Here is an 18,827-nt window from a genome sequence, read left to right on the forward strand (position 1 = left end):
GAAATTTGCGCAGGATAAGCGCACACCGCCGCTCTACACTCACACCGCCCCCACCGCCACGACGAGCGCTCATGACCACCCTCCAAGACCGCATGAAGCAAGGCAAGGACGCCCGCAAGAATTGCTCGCGCAGCGCCCACGCCACCACCGGCAAAATGAGCCGCGATCCGATCCCACTGATCAAGGCCTCCAGTCAGGGCCGCGTCGCCTCACTGGTGGAGTTGCGTTACGGACGGATGCTAGTGTCGCCGTTCGCCTTCTTTCGCGGCAACGCGTTGCTGCAGGCGCACGATCTCTCGGACACCGAGAACATGGGGCTGGTCGGGCCAATCTGCGGTGACGCGCATTTGATGAATTTCGGCGGTTTTGCCACGCCGGAGCGCAATCTGTTGTTCAGCGTCAACGATTTCGACGAGGCTCACCCAGGGCCGTGGGAGTGGGATCTGAAGCGTCTGGCGGCCAGTTTTGTGATCGCCACCCGTGATTTGCGCCATGGTGATTCGGTTCAGGAAGAGGTGTGCCGGCAGATGGTGGGCGCCTATCAGGCGACGATGCTTGAGTGCGCCGAGCAGAGTGCGCTGGAAACCTGGTACGACTCGATCAAGTACGAAGACTTGCTCGATCAGGCGCGCAAGAGTGCGCTGGAGCATGTACAGCGTGCCGTCGATAAAGCCGAACGGCGCACCCACGCCGAGTTGCTGCCGAAGATCAGCGAGCGCGACGCCAACGGGCGGCTGGTCATTCGCGACGACTTGCCGGAAATCTTTCACCTGCACAACAACACCACGCTGCTCGACGCCGATGATGACTGGCTGCGGCTGTCAGACTGGCGCCCGCTGTCCGAAGCGTTCATGCGCGATTATAGGACCACGCTGCAGGCTGACCGTCGGGAATTGCTCTCGCGGTTTCAGGTGCAGGATCTGGCGTTCAAAGTGGTCGGCGTGGGCAGTGTTGGCACCCGCTGTCTTGTGGCGCTGCTGACTGACGAACGGGAATCGCCGCTGTTTCTGCAATTCAAGGAAGCGCGGCGCTCGGTGCTGGCCGATTACGTGAAAGCCAAATGCCGGACGCGCCATGAAGGTCAGCGAGTGGTCGAGGGTCAGCGCCTGATGCAATCGGCCAGCGACCTGTTTCTTGGCTGGACCACCGGCCCTACCGGGCGGTTTTTCTATGTCCGGCAATTGCGCGACATGAAGATCTCCGCCGAGCTGGAAAACTTCGACGCCGAAACCTTCGCCGCCTATGCACGGGTCTGTGGTCGCGCGCTGGCCCGAGCGCACGCCAAAGCCTCGGGTAATGCGGCGGTCATCAGCGGCTATATCGGCAAGGGCGATGCCTTGGCTGACGCCCTGTTCAAATACGCCCGCAGTTACACCGCGCAGAACGAACGCGACTTCGAACGCTTTCAGCAGGCCTGCCGAAAGGGCCGGTTACGCGCACGTTCGGAAGCCGATTTCGCCGCGGATCATCTGCCCTGAAGCGTTGCAGAGCCGCCGCCACCGAGATGAATTTTTCTTCACTGCTCCGGTGCGATCAACACGGTACAGTCCGCTCGCTCATTCAAGAAACTACGGTTCGCCCGCGCTCTCCCGCGGGCTTTTTTTTGCCTGGCGTTTGCTGCCGGAGCGATACACCCAAGTGTCCTGCACGCCGTGCTGATGCGATTGCCGCGCCTGTGGGTGAACCCTGATCAGCGCAAACCCCGCCGCTTCAGCCAGACGCTGACTGCGGGTGTTGGCCGACGATGTGGTCAGGTACAAGGTGAACTCAGACAGGCGCCTGACTAATTGCTGGAGCACTTCGCGCATGTAGCCCTTGCCGGCAAACGCGCTGTTGGCCCAATAACCGACGACGTAGCGCTTGCGTCGACGCGGCACCAGACCGATGCAGCCAACGACGGCTTGTCCGTCTTCAGTCACGATGAATAAGCGCCGCTCACCGGTCTCGCTGGCGAAGTCATCACGCGCTTGCAGCATGGACGACAGCGCCCGCTCCTCACTGGTATGTTCGATCGCCCACTCGAGAAAAAGCGCATGCTCGCGGTAACTGGCGTTCAGCGCCTCCCGCACCGGAGCGACCAGCGCTGGGTCCGGCGCCCGAACACGCAGTGCCAACCCATTTACCGTCAATGCAAATTCCATTGCTTGTTCCTCCAATCCCGGAAATGCCGCAGTCGATAACCCTGTGCACTCAACCAAAGAAATTTACAGGACGCCAGCGCGGTTTGTTTTTTTCCATCCCGTGATCAATCCTGTCCCTCGACCCTGCCAACCGGAGCCGCCGATGTCACTGCTGAGCCTGCCCTGCCAACGCCTGACGCTTGCCATCCTCGCTCCGGAACAGGCCGAGCTGGAAAGTGATTTCTATGCACGCAACCAGCGCCACCTCGCGCCCTGGTCGCCGATTCGCACCACCGAATACTTTTCCACCGAACAGATTCGCCGCAGGCTTGAAGTCCAGGCCAGTGCTTTCGAGGCCGGGCTGGCGATGCATTTAGCTCTGTTGACGCCGGATGGCCAGCAGATGATCGGCGCGTGCAATTTCAGCGGGATCATTCGCGGGGCGTTTCAGGCCTGTTATCTGGGTTATCACATCGACCACGCGCATCAGGGCCAAGGCTTGATGCAGGAAGGTCTGGAGGCCGGCATCGGCTACATGTTCGACACGCAGAACCTGCATCGGATCATGGCCAACTACATGCCCGGTAACGAGCGCAGTGCGCGACTGCTGGAGCGCCTGGGTTTCGAGCGCGAGGGTTACGCCAAGGCTTATCTGAATATCGCCGGACGCTGGCAGGACCATGTGCTGACGGCGCTGGTCAATCCGTTGTTCGAAGCACCGGAACAGCGCTGGTCGCGCCAATTAGCGTGAGTTTCACAATTTGTTAAGCATTGGCGAAGTATGCTCAAGGCTCCTGCCCTTTCCGGTTGCCTGAAATCCATGCCGCGTGCCGCCACCTCACTGTTTCTACTCGCCGCCCTGCTGTTTTTTTTCGCTTTGGGTAACCACCAGTTGCAAGGCTCCACCGAGGCCCGGGTCGCCGGGATCGCCATGGAGATGCATCTGGACGATGACTGGGTGACGCCGCGCCTGTTCGGCGAACCGTTTCTGGAAAAACCACCGCTGAGCCTGTGGCTGGATGCCGGCGCCATGCGCGTGTTCGGTGTTTCGCCGTGGGCGGTGCGGCTGGCGTCGGCGGTGGCCGGGTTGCTCAGCGTGATGCTGCTGTACGGCATGTTGCGCCGTTTCGGGCGCCCGAAAGCGGTCGCCTGGACGGCGGGGATTCTGCTGGCGACCATGGCCAGTTACTGGAGCAACGTGCGCGGGGTCGGCGAGGATGCGCTGCTGGCGCTCGGCGTGGCCACGGCGCTGCTGGCGTTCTTTCAGGCACAACGCGCACCGAGCACTAGTAACTCGCTGCTGTTTATCGTCGGGATCGCTATCGCTACTTTGAGCAAGGGCGTGCTCGGCCTGGCGATGCCTGGGGTAGTGATTTTCGCCTACCTGCTGGCTGATAACCTCATCGACAAACGCTTGAAGATCGGCGCCTGGCTGCGTCCCGGCCTGCTCACGGCCGTGGGTCTGATTCCGTTGCTGATCTGGCTCGCCGTGCTTTACCAGCGCGGTGGTTCGCACGCCGTCGCTGAAGTGCTGCTGACCAACAGCGTCGGGCGCTTCAGCGGCTCGTTCGTCGAGGCCGGGCATTACGAGCCGTTCTATTACTATCTGGCCAAACTGCCGGAAGCGTTCCTGCCGTGGAACATTCTGGTCTACTTGGGCCTGTGGCATTTCCGCAAGGAGCTGAAGACCAACCGTTACCTGCTGTTTTTCAGCCTGTGGATCGTTGCGCAGTTCATCATGCTGACCCTGGCCTCGAGCAAGCGCACGGTGTACCTGATGTCGATGACCCCGGCGGCTGCCGTGATCGCGGCGGAGTACGCGCGCGTGTTGTTCAATCGCTTGCAGGCGCGCGAAACCACCGACCGCTTCATCGGAAAAGTCGCCCGTCATCGTCAGGCGATTGCCGCAGGACTGCTTACGGTGGTGATCGCCAGCTACCTCGGCGCGGCCCAGTGGGCACTGCCCAACGCAGACAAGGAGTTGTCGTTCCTGCCATTGACCGAACACATTCAGGCCCTGCAAGCCAACGGTCATCAGGTCGCGCTTTTCCAGGCCAATGAACGGGTCGGCGGCGCCAGCGTGTTCTACACCCAAAGCGTGCTCAAGGGGCTGGACACCGACGCGCAACTGCATGATTTCCTCAGCGCGTCACCCTCGAACGTCGCGGTGATCTCGGCAGACCGCGAACCCGCCGCACCACTCAAAGTGCTCAAGACCATGATGGTCGGGCGTCAGGCGTACTACTTCGTCGGCTACTGACGCCCCTCGCGCCAGACAATAAAAAACCCGCCGGACTGGCGGGTTTTGTTTGGGCTGACGCTTTGCACACCTCAGTTCATCGAGTGGTCACTGAGTGCCAGTCGGAGGCCTCGATAAAGCCAAGCATGCGCGGGGCGGCCTTGTTCGCGGCGGAAACGAACAGCGAAGAGCCATAGCCAGGGTCAGACACCGGTACATCCAGATCCTTTTCCAGCTCCGCCATGCATTCACTGTGGGTCACCAGAATCAGATTGCGCCCCGGGATCTTGTGCGCCAGCGCTTCCTGCAAGATGCGGCCCTTGCAACTGATCAGCCAGTCTTCGCTGGCCGCGCGGTTGAACATGTAACCGGCGGTCTGCACGGTGCGCAGCATCGGGCTGTTATAGATATCGACGCGGTTCAGGCCCAGATGCTCGAACTGTGCGCCGACACTCACCGCGACACTGCGCGAGCGGTCGGTGATGCCATCATCGCCGCTCAGGCACGGCGCCGGGGAGTGATCGCAGCGCTCGACGTGACGCACCAGCACGATCATGTCGCCCTTGGCCCACCCGGCCGCCAGCGCGCGGGCGCCGGACACATTGCCATGCGCCAGGTCCGGCACCGCCGCCGGGGCGAGCAGCCACAGGGTCAGCGGAATCACCAGCAGCGACGTGGCGAGCACCACCCAGGTATTGCGGTAACGGGCCAGTCCGCTCAGGGAGATCGAGCGTTTGACGCCGAACAGACTCAGTCTCAATTCCACATCGGGCCGCCTCGTCGGCATGCATCACAGTCAATTCGATGCGGCGAGGGTAAGGAAGCGGGCGTAAGTAGCGAGTGAAACGCATGTGAAAAAAGTCTTGAAGTGCTCTTGTTACAAATTCCGTAGGACAAAATCCTTTCAGCTCTCGTGTTTGCGGCCGATACAAACCTGCTAACACCCTTGCTGGCTCAAAAAAACAACAATCTTCCAGCCTGACCGACGATCAAGTAGCTCTACGTTCCTGGAGGAATTGTGATGAATAGCTGGTTCGGCAACATCAGCGTGAACATGAAATTGGGCCTGGGCTTCGGCCTGGTCCTGGCCCTGACCTGCGTCCTCGCCCTGACTGGCTGGACCAGCCTCGGCGGCCTGATTGACCGCAGCAACTGGATGAGCGACATCACCCAGCTCAACGCCGGCCTGACCAAGCTGCGTGTGGTGCGCCTGCAATACATGCTGACCAACGGCGACGAAACTGCCGCGCAGAATGTACAAACCACCCTCGAAAGCTTCGCCGCGCAACAGCAGGCGCTGATCAACAAGTTCAAGAGCCCGGAAAACGTCAAACTGCTGAAAGAGCAGGCCGCGACCATCGCCGAATACCAAGCCTCGCTGAACAAGATGCGCAACGCCTACCGCACCGGTAACAGTGCCCGCGACGTGATGGGCACCAACGCCGACACCGCTTACAACCTGATCGAAGCGATCAGCAAGCGCGTGCAGCAAATGGACATGAGCGAGCAGCGTTTCGAGCAGTTCCAGGCCATCACCCAGGCCAAGGAAGCGTTCATCCTCGCGCGCTATGAAGTGCGCGGCTACACCGCCACCACCAATGCCGAAACCGAGCAGAAAGCCGTCGGCCAACTGAACGTGGCCATCGACAGCCTCAAGCAGTTGAACACGCACTTCTCGGGTACCCAGCAAGACACGCTCCGTCAGCTGGAAACCGCCCTGACCAACTACCGCAGCGCATTGCAGGCGTACAAGAACGCCAACAGCGAAGCGGTGCAGGCGCGTAAAGAGATGACCGATCAGGGCACCGCGATCGTCAACACCAGCGAGCAGCTGTACCAGATCCAGCTCGACCGTCGCGACATCGAAAGCGCCCAGGCCCGTACCTTCCAGTTGATCAGCACCCTGCTGGCGCTGTTGGTCGGTGTGATTGCCGCGGTGATCATCACCCGTCAGATCACCCGTCCGCTGCAAGAGACCCTGGCCGTGGTCGAGCGCATTGCCAGCGGCGACCTGACCCAGAACGTCACCGTCACCCGCCGCGACGAACTCGGCGTGCTGCAACAAGGCATCGCACGCATGGGCGTGACCCTGCGCGACCTGATCAGCGGCATCCGCGACGGCGTGACCCAGATCGCCAGCGCCGCCGAGGAACTCTCGGCCGTGACCGAACAAACCAGCGCCGGTGTCAACAGCCAGAAGGTCGAGACCGACCAGGTGGCCACCGCCATGCACGAGATGACCGCCACCGTGCAGGAAGTCGCGCGCAACGCCGAAGAAGCCTCGCAAGCCGCTGCCGCCGCTGACGGCGAAGCCCGTGAAGGCGACAAGGTGGTCAACGAAGCCATCGCCCAGATCGAGCGCCTGGCCAGCGAAGTGGTGCGTTCCACTGAAGCCATGAGCGTGCTGCAACAGGAAAGCGACAAGATCGGCAGCGTCATGGACGTGATCAAGGCCGTGGCCGAACAGACCAACCTGCTGGCGCTCAACGCCGCAATCGAAGCGGCGCGTGCCGGTGAAGCCGGGCGTGGTTTTGCCGTGGTCGCCGACGAAGTCCGTGGCCTCGCCCAGCGTACGCAGAAATCCACCGAAGAAATCGAAGGCCTGGTCGCCGGTCTGCAGAACGGCACCCAGCAAGTCGCTGCCGTGATGAACAACAGCCGCGCCCTGACCGACAGCAGCGTGGCCCTGACCCGCAAGGCTGGCGACTCCCTGGAAAACATCACCCGCACGGTGTCGAACATCCAGTCGATGAACCAGCAGATCGCCGCAGCCGCCGAACAGCAAAGCGCCGTGGCCGAAGAAATCAGCCGCAGCATCATCAACGTGCGCGACGTATCGGAACAGACCGCCGCGGCCAGCGATGAAACCGCAGCGTCCAGCGTTGAACTGGCACGCCTGGGTGGTCAGTTGCAGCAGATGGTCAGCCACTTCCGCGTCTGATTTTCAGTCAGCACCAAAGGGTAAATCCAATCGCGGGCAAGCCCGCTCCCACAGGAAACGAGTCGAACACGGAATATGTGAACGACCGAAAAACCTGTGGGAGCGGGCTTGCCCGCGATTGGGTCAGATTTACTGCCACTGAAAATTGGCGATGCCGAGAAAATACTGGCTTCAGCGTGAAGGCACATCCAATTCAACGTCACCGACATTATTAAATCGTCTATGAATTCGAGTCCCCAAGCCAGCGGCAGATTGATTCTGCTCGAGCGCTTTCTGCAACATCACACGCGCGTGCTCTTCAATCGAACGATTATTAATATCTGCCGCTAACTGCAGTTCTTCATAGAGCTGAAGGTCAAGATTGCTGATAGTCAAACTCGCCACAATGTACTCCAGCGATACAGCCATCGAAGCAGCGAGACTACCACTCGGTTTACGAATCTTCGTTTTCAGGTTGTAACGCCATTTGATCGAGCCTTTGTAGGAGCTGCCGCAGGCTGCGATCTTTTGATCTTGTTTTTAAAATCAAAGTCAGAAGATCGCAGCCTTCGGCAGCTCCTACAGGGATTGCGTTCGATCATCAGTCCGGTGACCCTTAGCGCGTACCACGCTGGCGCAACGCCGACGGCATGAAATACGCGTCTTCCGGCACCGGTTGCGAGAAGTCCACGGTGGAGGCTTCTTCGTTGTCGAGGTTCTGCACGTAGTAACGGCGGGCCTGCAGGTCGTGGAACACGTCCAGTGCGCTCCAGGTGGTCGGCAGGTCGTAGAAGTTTTTCAGGTAGGCCATCGACACCCGCCACAACTCCCCTCGCCCATCGTATTGATCAACCAGCGCCGCGCCCCAGCTGTCCTCGTCGAGAAACAGCACGCGTTTGGAATAGATATGCCGCGCGCCCGGCTTGAGGTTGCCTTCGACCACCCACACGCGGTGCAGCTCGTAGCGGGTGAATTGCGGGTTGAGGTGGCCCGGGGTCAGCAGTTGTGCGTACTTCACGTCGGGGCTGCCGACCTTGTAGTTGTTGTAGGGAATGTAGATTTCCTGCTTGCCCTTGAGCTTCCAGTCGTAGCGATCCGGCGAGCCGTTGAACAGGTCGGTATCGTCCGCCGTGCGCAGGCCATCGGACGAGGCGATCGGCGTGTCATATGCCAGGTTCGGCGCGCGGCGCACGCGGCGTTGGCCGGCGTCGTAGACCCAGGCCTGGCGCGGGTCCTTGAGCTGATCGAGCATCTCGTGCACCAACGCCGCACCACCGGCCAGGCGCGCCGGACTTTTCACGAAAGCGAGGTAGTAGAACAGGATGTTTTTCAGGTCGGCGTACTGCCCGCCCGGACGGTAGAAGTTGAACAGCGCTTCCTGCTGCGAGGTGACGAGGGCAAAGCTGCCGTTGCGCTGCACCGGGGCTTCGGAGGCGCGACGTACCACGTAAATCCCGCGATAACGGGTGATGTGGTTCCACAGCACTTCGATGCCGTCCTTGGGCACCGGGAACGGTACACCACCGTAGGCATCGGCGAATCCGCTGCCGCCCTCCAGCAGCTTGGCCGAGGTCGCGTTCTTCAGGGTGTTGTCATACAGCCACTGCGGCGCCGAACCGGAACGACGCGACGGATAGACCGGCATCTGGAACGTGTCGGGGTAGCTGTTGAACAGCGCAATCTGACCGGGGCTGAGGTGGGCCTTGTACTGGTCGAGATTGGCCTTGGTAATGGTGAACAACGGCTTGTCCGCCGCATACGGATCCGGGTGATGCTGGCCCGGTTTGTAGCCGGCGGGCGCCTGGGTGATGCCGCCGGTCCAGGCCGGAATGGTGCCGGCGGCGTTGCCCGAGCGCTCGGCGCCCATGGGCGTGAGGGTGGTTTTCAGTTGTTCGGCTTGTTGCGGGGTGATGGCGGCCAGCGTGCTGCCGGTGACAAGGCCGAGAACGAGTGCCAGCGAGATCTTGGTCAGTCTTGAAGTGTGGAACATGATCTTCTCCGAAGTACAAAAACCTGTGGGAGCGAGCTTGCTCGCGAAAGCGGTTTGTCAGGCGACATCTGTGTTGAATATGCCGGCCTCTTCGCGAGCAAGCTCGCTCCCACAGGGGATGAGCTGCCGCAAAAATTGTGTTTGGTACTCACAAGAAATACTTGAGGTTGAACCCGACGTTGTCGCGGTCGCGAATCCCGTTGTTCTGTCCGCCGCCCCAGAAGTTGGTGTATTGCACCTCGGCTTCGAGCTTGTTCTGGTAGTTGGCCTTGATCCCCAGGGTGTAGGCCTTGCGCCCGTCGATGGTGTTGCCGGCCTGATAGCTGTTGCCCTTGAAGTCGTCCTTGTAGACGACGTACGGCGACACGTTCACCCCGGCGTACACGTCGTTCCAGGTGCCGTTGAACATCACCGTGTAGCTGTAGGAGTTGCGATTGACCTGATCGTCACGATCACCGCCGGACACATAAGAGGTGTTGCCGGTACCGGCGTAATAACGCGTGCTGCCGTCGTAGGCGGTGTATTGCAGACTGCTGCCGCGCAGGTGTTCGGAGGCCAGTTCGAAGATGCCGAACATCGAGTCGAACGACAGCGTCGGGCCGAAGTTGTAGATGCTGCCCAGCGAGGTATTGAACGCCTCCACGCGCTCGGCGTTGTTGATCTCGCTGTCGAGGGTGACCATCTGCCCGCCGACGTTGATCGCCTTGCCGGTGACCGCCACAGCGGCACCGTTGGCCAGGTCGCCGATCAAGTCGTTAGTCGCGGCGATGCCGATTGGCAGGTTCGGCCGATAGGCAATTTCGCCGAATACCGAGGCCTGGCCCAAAGTGGTGTTGAAGCTGAAACCATACATGCGAATGTCTTCGGCATAGCGCCGATGCGCCTGAATATTGCCCATCACGTCGGCTGTTGCCAGACCATTCGCCAGCGCCCCGGCCTGACTGCCAGCGACGCTGGAGAGCATATTGGTCAGGGCATTCATGTCGATGCCTTTGTAGCCACCGAGGTCAGCGGCAATGGTCGGTTCCTTGGCGTGGTAATTGACCAGGTACAGGCCGAACTCGGTGCTGTTGAGTTCCTCGGCGATGTAGCGGAAGGCGAAGCCGAACTGGCCGTCGTTGCGCGCGTTGTAGTCCTTGCCGATCGACGCCACTTTCAGCGTGTTGCCGTAGGCCGGGGTCACACCGTTGGCGTACAGGCCGGTGCTTTTCAGCGCCGGGCCGAGCAACGGGTTGTTGCCCAGTGCGCTGTACAGACCGATGACGTTGCCGAAGCCCGGCACCGGGGTATCGAGCGCGGTGCCGCTGAAGTTGTTGTAACCGGTGTTGCCGCCATCGGCGAACAGGTCGGTCTGCGAGTAGAAAGTGCCGACCGGGTCGATGCGGGTTTCCTTCCAGTTGGTCTGATAGAAGCTCTCCAGGGTCAGCGAATCGCTGAGGCCGATGTTGAAGCTCACGGCCTCCACCGGCATCAGCACTTCCTTGACCTCGGCCCCCGGCAAACGGTATTTCGCCGCGTCCACCGGGTTGGTGGTGTTGATCCCGCCGCGATAGAAAATCCCCTCGCCCCAGTTGAACACCTGACGCCCGACCCGTGCAGTCACCGGCATCTGCGCCACGTCCCAGTTGCCGTAGACATAAGCGTCGAGCATCTCGATCCGGCTGCCGGCGATGTCGCGGGTCTGGCTGGTGAAACGGTCGTCCTGCGGGTAGCTCTGGCTCGGCTGCGCCGGGTTGTTGTTGCGGTAGTAATCGTTGCGCTTGTCCATCAACTGGGTGTCGTAGAACGCCGTGCCGCGCAGGAACATCCCGTAGTTCTGGTAGTTGGCCTCCAGCTCCGAAGTGATCTTGTACACCTCGGAAACCAGCCCGGTGTCGAAGTTGCGATTGCCGTCGTTGGTGTTGACGTCATCGTTGTTCTTGTCGCGGCCCTGCACCCGCCACAAACGCCCATAGGACAGGGTCGTGTCGATCGAGCCGGTGACTTGATTGTCCAGCACGCTGAACTCGGCAGCCTGCAGCGCATCCACCGCGCAGAGTTGCAGCAGCCCTGCCAGGCCGACACCGGGCAGTGCCACGCCGGTGAGGCGCAATCGAGTGTTGATCATGGGTTCCTCCTTCCTTGTTCTTATTGTTTTTTTGCGTGGCCGCGATGGCTACGGTGCCAGTCCCGCACGGACATAAATCCGGCTGTGCGCGCCGAAATGTCCGAGCAGTTTGAACAGCTGCTGATTGAGTGCCGGATGCTCGAATGTCTCGCGCTGCAACTGATTGCCGCTGCTGAAATCACTGGTCAGCGGCGCCGTTTCCAACCACTGGCCGATGGCTTCATCGAACGCCGCCGAGTCCTCGACTGACTCGGCGCTGACCACTTCGCGCAAGTAGTCCACCGAGTACGGCGGATACTGTTGGTCTTGAGCGACATCGGCGTAGGCCGCGAGCATCGGATGCGCCTGACCGGCGCGTAGCACACGGCGCAACCAGGTCGATTGATACTTTTCGATTTCCATATGGCGGGTGGCGACGCGTTCGATCGAGGCTTTTTTATCATCGGCAAAACCGGCCAGCGCCTTGCCTTCCAGCAGCAACAGACTCGGCAGCTCGACCCCGGGCAATGGCTTGGCGTGATACGGCTGGGTCAGGTCCTGCACGTGGTGCACGCCCCATCCGAGAAAGCGGTATCCCCAGTAAGAATGGCCACTGGCAAACGCCAAACGCGCCAGGCCCAGATACTGATAGGCGCGCCAGTCCGGCCAACTGCGCTGAAGAAATCCGGCAGCGGCATACACCACCGCGCTTTCATGAAAGAAGCCCATGTGGAACGGCGCCTGCGAGCTGTACTGAAAACGCGCATCGCCGAACGGCTGCGGGCCGAAGCCATACAGCGCGCCGACCTCGCCGGGGTTATCGCTGAACAGATTGATGTCGTGACCGTAATCCGGCTCATCAGCAGCGGTCGCCAATACCGCCAGCGCCGCGACTTTCTCGCCGTCCGCCACGCGAATGAAACGCTGACGATTCCATGGCGAAAGCGTCTGCTCGACCATCACCTGATCGGCACTGAGGTGTTCGCGTTCGGGCAGGTCTTGGCCCGGCAGCGGCTGAATGACCATCGCCAGAGGAATGCGCGGATTGAGCCGCAACGCCGTGAGAAAATCGTGGCGCAGATTGTCGCCCGGCACCGCGGGCAGCTTCAGATTGTCGGGGCGCGGCGGGTACTGGGTGAAGTGTTCACGGGCGAAGTGTTCCTGTTGTTCCAGCAGTGCGACCACGGCCGGATATTGCTCGACAAGAAAACGCTCCAGCGGCTCGACCTCAACCGGCGGCGCATCGCGCAGCGTTGGCAATTCCTGCAACGCCAGATAGCTGCCCACCGTGTGGTTCGACCAGCCCCACGCCGTCGGGGCCATTGCACAAAGCAGCAACAGGAGAAATGTCAGCTTCATTGCTTTTAATTCTTATTGGAGGTGCCGTGGGGGTTGAGCCTAACAACCGCCCCCGGCGCTGACACTGTCCGATCTCACCAGAAAAGTTCTCCGATAGCGCCACATAAGAGGTTCCGATTCCACCGCATAACCTTGTGGGAGCGAGCTTGCTCGCGAAAGCGGTGGGTCAGACAAGACAATAGTGACTGACACTCCGCATTCGCGAGCAAGCTCGCTCCCACAGGGGACGGTGGTGGTCAGCTAAGCGGGGTAACCGGTGATTTTGCGGATGCTCTGGTACAACGGTTTGAGCTGGCGGTACATGCGCAAGTACACCTCGTTGTACAAACGCTCATAGACCTGCTGCGCCTCGGGCTGCGGTGTGAACACCGCGCCCACCCGCGTCATCGCCGCGATTGCCGTGGGGAAATCCGCATACAAGCCCAACCCCACCGCACAACAGATCGCCGCGCCCAGCCCGGACGCTTCGTACACATGCGGACGCTCCGCCGGCAGACCGAAAATATTCGCCGTCAGCTGCATCGCCGCATCACTCTGCGAACCGCCACCGGCCACTCGCAGGCGCTTGATCGACACCTTCGAGCGCTTCTCGATGTTCTCCAGGCCTTGGCGCAGCGCATACGCCAGCCCTTCCAGAATCGCCCGGTAAATGTGCGCGCGGGTGTGCACGTCGCCGAAGCCGATCATCGCGCCTTTGGCTTCGACACCCGGCTCACGAATCCCCGGCGACCAGTACGGTTGCAGCATCAGCCCCATCGATCCCGGCGGCACCGCATTCACCAGCGCATCGAACAGTTGCTCGGGTTCAATGCCCTGCTCTTTTGCCTGCTGCATCTCGCGCAGGCCGAACTCGTTCTTGAACCAGCTGACCATCCAGTAACCGCGATAAATCATCACCTCGCAGTTGTACTGATCCGGCACCGCCGAGGGGTACGGCGGGATCAGCGGGACGATTTCCAGATAGCGCGAGCGAGTGCTGGTGATCGTCGCCGTGGTGCCGTAGGACAGGCACACCGTGCTCGCATCGACCACGCCGGAACCCACCACTTCGCAGGCCTTGTCAGCGCCCGCGGCAATCAGCGGCACCCCCTCGGGAATCCCCGTGTGACGGCTCGCTTCAGCGCTGATATACCCAAGGGTTTCGCCAGGTTTGTGCAAGGTTGGCAATTGCTCCGGACGCACCGCCAGCGCCTGCCATTTCCAGTCGCTGGGCGCGGCCCATTTCAACCGTTTGAAGTCGAACGGCAGATAGCCGACGCAGCAACCCACCGAGTCGACAAAGCGCCCACACAAACGATGGGTGAGAAACCCCGAGAGCAGCAAAAACTTGTCGGTCGCTGCCCATACTTCAGGCTGGTGTCTGGCGATCCAGTTGGCCTCGGCCTGAGCGCGAAAGTAATCCACGGTGGCCTGAGCGCCGACCAGTTTGAACAGCCAGCCCCACGGTCCCTTGATCCCGCCCTCGACTTCGCTCTGGCGCTGATCGAGCCACAGAATGGCCGGGCGCAGCGGCTTGCCCTGAGCATCGACGTTGATCACCGTGCCGCGCTGAGTGGTCAGCGACACCCCGGCAATCTGCGAGCGATCAATCCCGGTTTGCGCCCACACCTGCTGACAGGCCTCGCCGAGTTTTGCCCAATAATATTCCGGGTCCTGCTCGGCCCAGCCCGGTTGCATCGAGTAATACGCCTGCAACTCGACCTTGCCTTTACTGAGCAGATTGCCCTGCAAATCGAAGAGCAATGCGCGCACGCTCTGGGTGCCGTTGTCGATCGCCAGCAGGTAACGCGTGTTCGGGTGGTTATCCATGGCGCTCTCTTCAAGGGGCCTCAAGGCGTGGCATCCGGCAGACCGTGATGGCGTTGCCACAACGCCCGGTAACGTTGCAGCTCTTGCTGCCAGTGTGCATCGTCCCAGCCCAGACGTGGCTGGCAGCGTTGGCGGATGGCAGCGAAATGCTCTTCGCCACCGCGCGCCAGCAACAGGCCCAGTCGGGTGCGGCGCAGCAACAGATCATCGAGGTGCAGGACCATTTCCGCCTCGCAGGCGAAGGCCAGTTCTGCCCACAAGGTGTCGGTATTGCCGACCGTTTCGTGGCCCAACTCGGTGATCAGCTGCGCCAGTCGCGGCAGATCACGGCCGTGCCTGCCGGCCAGACGTCGATACTGTTGCGGGCTGAGTTCGGGAATGGTCAGTGGCGGGACGGCTGCGAACACCGGCGCGCCGTGATCTTCGAAATCGCGGCCAAGCATGTCGGCGCAGGCCTTGAGCACTTCGATGGCTTGCGGGCGAAACGTCGTCAGTTTGCCGCCGGCCAGGGTGACGCAACCCGGCTCCTGCCACAGCACATGTTCACGGGTTTCATTCGACGGCTTGCCTTGCTGCTCAGCCGCCGCGCTGCCCACCACCGGACGCACGCCGGACCAGGTCGACAGCACATCGCTCGCCGTCACTTCGGCACCTGGAAATTGTTGCGTGCAAGCCGCCAGCAGATAGTCGAGTTCGTCAGCGCTGATGCTCGCGCTCTGATCCAGATTCTCGCGATGATCGAGGTCGGTGGTGCCAACCACCGTTGCCCCTTCCCACGGAAAAACGAACACTGGCCGACGGTCGCGCGCATGCAGAAACGTGAACGCCTGCGCCACTGGCAAGCGCCAGCCCGGCAGCAGCAGATGGCTGCCGCGCAATGGCCGCAACTGTCGCGGAGCCTCGGGCAAACGCAGGCGCTCAGCCCACGCGCCGGTCGCCACCGCCAGCACGCCGCAACGCAATTGCAGCGATCCACCCGCTTCGCAGTCCTCGATCTGCACCCCACACACCCGACCGTTTTCGCGCAGCAAATGTTCGACGCGCACCCCGTTGAGCACCGCCGCACCATCGGCCCGCGCTTCGCTCAATACGCGCATCACCAGCCGTGCGTCATCGGTCAGCGCATCGACAAAACAGGTACCGCCGAGCAGGTGATTTTCCTTCAGCCCCGGCGCCAGAAAACGCAGTTGCTGCGCATCATGAAAACGATGGCTGCGGCGTCCCGCCAACGCGTCGTACACCGACAACAAGCCACCGAACACACGCGGCCCAGGAAAGCCGCCACGGTAGTGCGGCATCATGAAGCTCATCGGCTCCACCAGCCCCGGCGCTTCGTTGAGCAGACGCTGGCGCTCGCGCACCGAATCGCGGGTCAGGCGCCACTGGCCCTTGGCGATGTAACGCAAACCGCCATGGACCATTTTCGATGATCGGCTAGAGGTGCCCCAGGCAAAATCCCGTTGCTCCAGTAGCAGACAACGCCAGCCCCGCCGCGCCGCTTCGCGCAGGATGCCGGCACCGCTGATGCCGCCGCCGATGACGATCAGATCCCAGGTTTCGTCGGCCAATGTCGGCAAGGTTTGCTGGCGCCACGCAGCGTTCCAGTCCGGGTGCATGACCGTCACTCCTGCAACAGCGTGCCGGGGTTGAGGCGCCCGGCCGGATCGAAGTGCTTGCTCAGCGCCTGCAAGGTATCCATCGCCAGTGCGCCTTTCTCGCGCGGCAGATACGGCGCGTGATCCTTGCCGACGCCGTGCTGGTGGCTGATGGTGCCGTGGTTGTCGACGATGGTCTGGCTGGCCGCGTGCTTGAGTGCCTGCCAGCGCGCCAGCGTCGCCGGATAATCCGCCGCCGGGCGAAACACGTAGGTGGTGTAGATGCTCGAACCCTCGCCGTAGACGTGGGACAAATGGGTGAACACATGCACCCGCTCACCCTCCGCCGCCAACGCGTCACGCAGGCTGTTTTCGATCAGGTTGAGCAGGTGGTCGACGTTGCTCCAGTCGGTGGCCGTTTCCAGGGTGTCGACCACGTAGCCGGCGTTCCACAGGTTCTCGCGCAGGTAGGGGAAACGGAAGCGGTTCTGCGCCCACTTCTTGCCGAGCAAGGTGCCGGTGAACACACCGCCGAAGGCTTTCAGATGCTGCCGCGCCTGGCTCAGCGACAGCGCGTTTTGCCGACGGTTGCCGGTCACGCCGAAGGTCAGCAGGCACTTGCCTTCACCGGCACCGCGCAGGTTCAGATACTTTTCCAGCCAGGCGATCTGCTGCGGATGACCGGCCAGCGCCAGTTGGGTTTCGGTCTCCACCGCGTTCGACAGGCGCAGCATCGACAGCGGCACCCGCGCCTGGGCCAGTTGGCGGATCGCTTGCAGCGCCTTGCTCCAACTGGGCAGGAAAACGCCGTAAAAACGCTCATCGGTGGGCAGCGGACTGACCCGTACCTTGACCTCGGAAATGATCCCGAAGCGGCCCTCGCAACCGAGCACCACTTCGCGCAGATCAGGCCCCGCGGCCGAGGCTGGAAAGGTCGGAATTTCCAAGGGGCCGGCGAAGGTTTCCAGGGTGCCGCCAGCGAACAATTGCTCGATACGCCCATAGCGCAACGACTGCTGACCGCTGGAGCGACTGGCGACCCAACCGCCCAGCGTCGACAACTCCCACGACTGCGGGAAATGCCCCAGCGTGTAACCGCGAGCGCGCAACTGACTTTCCACCTGCGGGCCACTGGCACCGGGGCCGAACGTCGCCAATTGGCTCTGCTCGTCGAGGTCGATCAGGCGATTCATCCGCGCCAGCGACACGGTCACCACCGGCCGCGTCGAATCCGGCGGATTGATGTGCCCGGCCACTGAGGTGCCGCCGCCGTAGGGAATCAGGCACAGGTCCTGCTCATGGGCAAGGACCAGCAATTGACGGATCTGCTCGGCAGTCTCGGGGAATGCCACCGCGTCGGGATAGATGCCCAGCGCCCCTTCGCGCAACGCCAGCCAGTCCGGCAGGCTCTGGCCCCGGGCATGCAGCAGGCGATCATGGGCGTCGACGCTGTACAAGGTGTGCGCCGCCAATCGTGAGAGCGGCACCCGCGCCAATGCCGACTCCAGCGTGGCATCGGGCAACGCGCGCCCGGCCCCCAGCCGTTCATGGAGAAAACTCGCGCCCTGGGCCGGCAGTTCGACCACCGTTGTTGCCTCTCCCCAGCCGTTCCAGCGTCGCATGCGTGTGTCCTTCTTATGCAGTCTGATCAGTGATGTGGCAGGCCTCCATACTAGTCAGCGGCCCAAAAGTGTCACGGTCGCATCCGGCCAGTTCGAGTAGCCAATTGAGTCAAACGTCGCGCAAGTGCCAGCCATTTACTTTAGTCGGGGTTTCAAATTACCTTTCAGGCATTCATTCGCTCACGCAGGCCTTGATCAAGGAATTCGGATCATGCAATCGCTCGGCTTCACCTCGGTTCCGCCGCTGCTCAAATACGTGCGCCATGCCGAGCAACTGGGCATGGCCATCGAGCCGGCGTTGGCGGCAGCCGGATTGCAGGCGCAGCAACTGAGCGACAACAGCCTGCGCCTGCCGGGCGAAACCCATGAACGCCTACTCGATTATTTCTGCGAGCACTCGGGCGATCCGCTGTTTGGTCTCAACGCGGCAAACTTCGTCCTGCCCAATTCCTGGAGCGTGCTCGGTTACATCACCATGAACTGCGCGACCCTGGGCGATGCCATGAGCCGGATCATGCCGTTCGAAAAACTGGTGGGCGACATGGGCGTCAGCCGCGCCGAAGTGCAAGACGGCCACGTGCATCTGATCTGGACTTGCCGCTACGAGCGTCCGCGGATTCGCCGGCATCTGGTGGAAAACGTCCTCGGCTCCTGGCTGCAATATGCACGCTGGATCGCCGACACGCAGATGTCGCCCGCCGCCGTGTGGCTGGAACATCCGTGCCCGCCAGACGCTACCCAGGCGCAGTACGAAGCTTTTTTCGATTGCCCGGTGCTGTTCGAGCAGGCCTATTCGGCGCTGATCGTGCCGCTGGCGTATCTGCAATTACCGCTGCGTCAGGCCGATGCGCAATTGCTGCGTACGCTGGAAGAACACGCGATGGGCTTGATGGCAACGCTGGAGGATGCATCGCTGGAGCAGCGGGTCAAAAGCATCCTGCGCCAGTTGCTCAAGGAAGGCTTGCCGCGCAAGGAACAGGTGGCCGAGCAGCTCGCGGTGTCGGTGCGCACGTTGCAACGGCAGTTGCATCAGGCGGGGACGTCGTATCAGCAGATTCTGGATGATTTGCGTCAGGAGCTGGCGGAG

The 18,827-nt window shown here is 61.7% G+C and carries 13 protein-coding genes and 3 pseudogenes; 7 read left to right on the top strand and 9 right to left on the bottom strand.

The genetic code is table 11. The annotated features are described in order from the left end of the window. The first annotated feature begins 71 nt into the window (after positions 1 to 71). Positions 72 to 1,478 (top strand): DUF2252 domain-containing protein, encoded by a 1,407-nt coding sequence (locus NTD85_RS27310; RefSeq protein WP_262143715.1) that lies wholly within the window; start codon positions 72 to 74, stop codon positions 1,476 to 1,478. 90 nt (positions 1,479 to 1,568) lie between these two features. Here NTD85_RS27310 and NTD85_RS27315 read toward each other — a convergent pair whose 3' ends face one another. Then, positions 1,569 to 2,141 carry a GNAT family N-acetyltransferase gene (locus NTD85_RS27315; RefSeq protein WP_262143716.1) on the bottom strand — a complete coding sequence of 191 codons (573 nt, stop codon included), beginning with the start codon at positions 2,139 to 2,141 and terminating at the stop codon, positions 1,569 to 1,571. A gap of 142 nt (positions 2,142 to 2,283) precedes the next feature. On the opposite strand from NTD85_RS27315, the gene rimJ reads away from it, so the two are divergent. Both rimJ and NTD85_RS27325 read left to right on the top strand, forming a co-directional pair. Next, positions 2,284 to 2,871: a ribosomal protein S5-alanine N-acetyltransferase gene (gene rimJ / locus NTD85_RS27320; RefSeq protein ID WP_262143717.1), complete on the top strand. Its 588-nt coding sequence runs from the start codon at positions 2,284 to 2,286 to the stop codon at positions 2,869 to 2,871. A 30-nt stretch (positions 2,872 to 2,901) separates the two neighbouring features. Beyond that, the gene (locus tag NTD85_RS27325) at positions 2,902 to 4,380 is read left to right on the top strand and encodes an ArnT family glycosyltransferase (protein ID WP_262143718.1); all 1,479 of its coding nucleotides are present in this window, start codon (positions 2,902 to 2,904) and stop codon (positions 4,378 to 4,380) included. A 76-nt stretch (positions 4,381 to 4,456) separates the two neighbouring features. Here NTD85_RS27325 and NTD85_RS27330 read toward each other — a convergent pair whose 3' ends face one another. Beyond that, positions 4,457 to 5,125, bottom strand: coding sequence for a histidine phosphatase family protein (locus NTD85_RS27330; RefSeq protein WP_262143719.1), 669 nt, complete (start codon positions 5,123 to 5,125; stop codon positions 4,457 to 4,459). A 288-nt stretch (positions 5,126 to 5,413) separates the two neighbouring features. Between NTD85_RS27330 and NTD85_RS27895 the strand changes: the two are divergent. Further along, a pseudogene (locus NTD85_RS27895) lies at positions 5,414 to 6,394 on the top strand (methyl-accepting chemotaxis protein); the annotation flags it as partial. Positions 6,395 to 6,703: 309 nt separating this feature from the next. Further along, positions 6,704 to 7,300 (top strand): annotated as a pseudogene (locus NTD85_RS27900) (methyl-accepting chemotaxis protein); the annotation flags it as partial. A 171-nt stretch (positions 7,301 to 7,471) separates the two neighbouring features. Here NTD85_RS27900 and NTD85_RS27340 read toward each other — a convergent pair. From NTD85_RS27340 to NTD85_RS27355, 4 genes are all read right to left on the bottom strand, one after another. Continuing rightward, positions 7,472 to 7,708: a FitA-like ribbon-helix-helix domain-containing protein gene (locus NTD85_RS27340; protein WP_217436894.1), complete on the bottom strand. Its 237-nt coding sequence runs from the start codon at positions 7,706 to 7,708 to the stop codon at positions 7,472 to 7,474. A 187-nt stretch (positions 7,709 to 7,895) separates the two neighbouring features. Then, the gene (locus NTD85_RS27345; protein WP_262143721.1) at positions 7,896 to 9,269 is read right to left on the bottom strand and encodes a DUF1329 domain-containing protein; all 1,374 of its coding nucleotides are present in this window, start codon (positions 9,267 to 9,269) and stop codon (positions 7,896 to 7,898) included. A 148-nt stretch (positions 9,270 to 9,417) separates the two neighbouring features. Beyond that, positions 9,418 to 11,376 carry a DUF1302 domain-containing protein gene (locus tag NTD85_RS27350; RefSeq protein WP_262143722.1) on the bottom strand — a complete coding sequence of 653 codons (1,959 nt, stop codon included), beginning with the start codon at positions 11,374 to 11,376 and terminating at the stop codon, positions 9,418 to 9,420. 48 nt (positions 11,377 to 11,424) lie between these two features. Beyond that, positions 11,425 to 12,714, bottom strand: coding sequence for a phospholipase (locus tag NTD85_RS27355; protein ID WP_262143723.1), 1,290 nt, complete (start codon positions 12,712 to 12,714; stop codon positions 11,425 to 11,427). Between the two features lie 130 nt (positions 12,715 to 12,844). Here NTD85_RS27355 and NTD85_RS27905 point away from each other — a divergent pair. Further along, positions 12,845 to 12,940, top strand: a pseudogene (locus NTD85_RS27905) (metal ABC transporter ATP-binding protein); the annotation flags it as partial. A gap of 14 nt (positions 12,941 to 12,954) precedes the next feature. On the opposite strand, the gene NTD85_RS27360 reads toward NTD85_RS27905, so the two are convergent. From NTD85_RS27360 to NTD85_RS27370, 3 genes are read right to left on the bottom strand one after another with little or no spacing between them, the layout of a single operon-like run. Further along, complete coding sequence (locus NTD85_RS27360) at positions 12,955 to 14,523, bottom strand: FGGY-family carbohydrate kinase (protein WP_262143724.1); 1,569 nt, start codon at positions 14,521 to 14,523, stop codon at positions 12,955 to 12,957. A 20-nt stretch (positions 14,524 to 14,543) separates the two neighbouring features. Then, on the bottom strand, positions 14,544 to 16,139 hold the full coding sequence (locus tag NTD85_RS27365) for a glycerol-3-phosphate dehydrogenase/oxidase (protein ID WP_262143725.1): 1,596 nt from the start codon (positions 16,137 to 16,139) through the stop codon (positions 14,544 to 14,546). Between the two features lie 5 nt (positions 16,140 to 16,144). Further along, positions 16,145 to 17,740: an FAD-binding oxidoreductase gene (locus tag NTD85_RS27370; RefSeq protein WP_262143726.1), complete on the bottom strand. Its 1,596-nt coding sequence runs from the start codon at positions 17,738 to 17,740 to the stop codon at positions 16,145 to 16,147. A 211-nt stretch (positions 17,741 to 17,951) separates the two neighbouring features. Between NTD85_RS27370 and NTD85_RS27375 the strand changes: the two genes are divergently transcribed. Continuing rightward, positions 17,952 to 18,827: AraC family transcriptional regulator (locus NTD85_RS27375; protein ID WP_262143727.1), on the top strand; the 876-nt coding region annotated here is incomplete at its 3' end.

Origin of the sequence: Pseudomonas sp. 13B_3.2_Bac1, from assembly GCF_025466205.1 — a bacterium.
GTDB lineage: Bacteria > Pseudomonadota > Gammaproteobacteria > Pseudomonadales > Pseudomonadaceae > Aquipseudomonas > Aquipseudomonas fluorescens_H.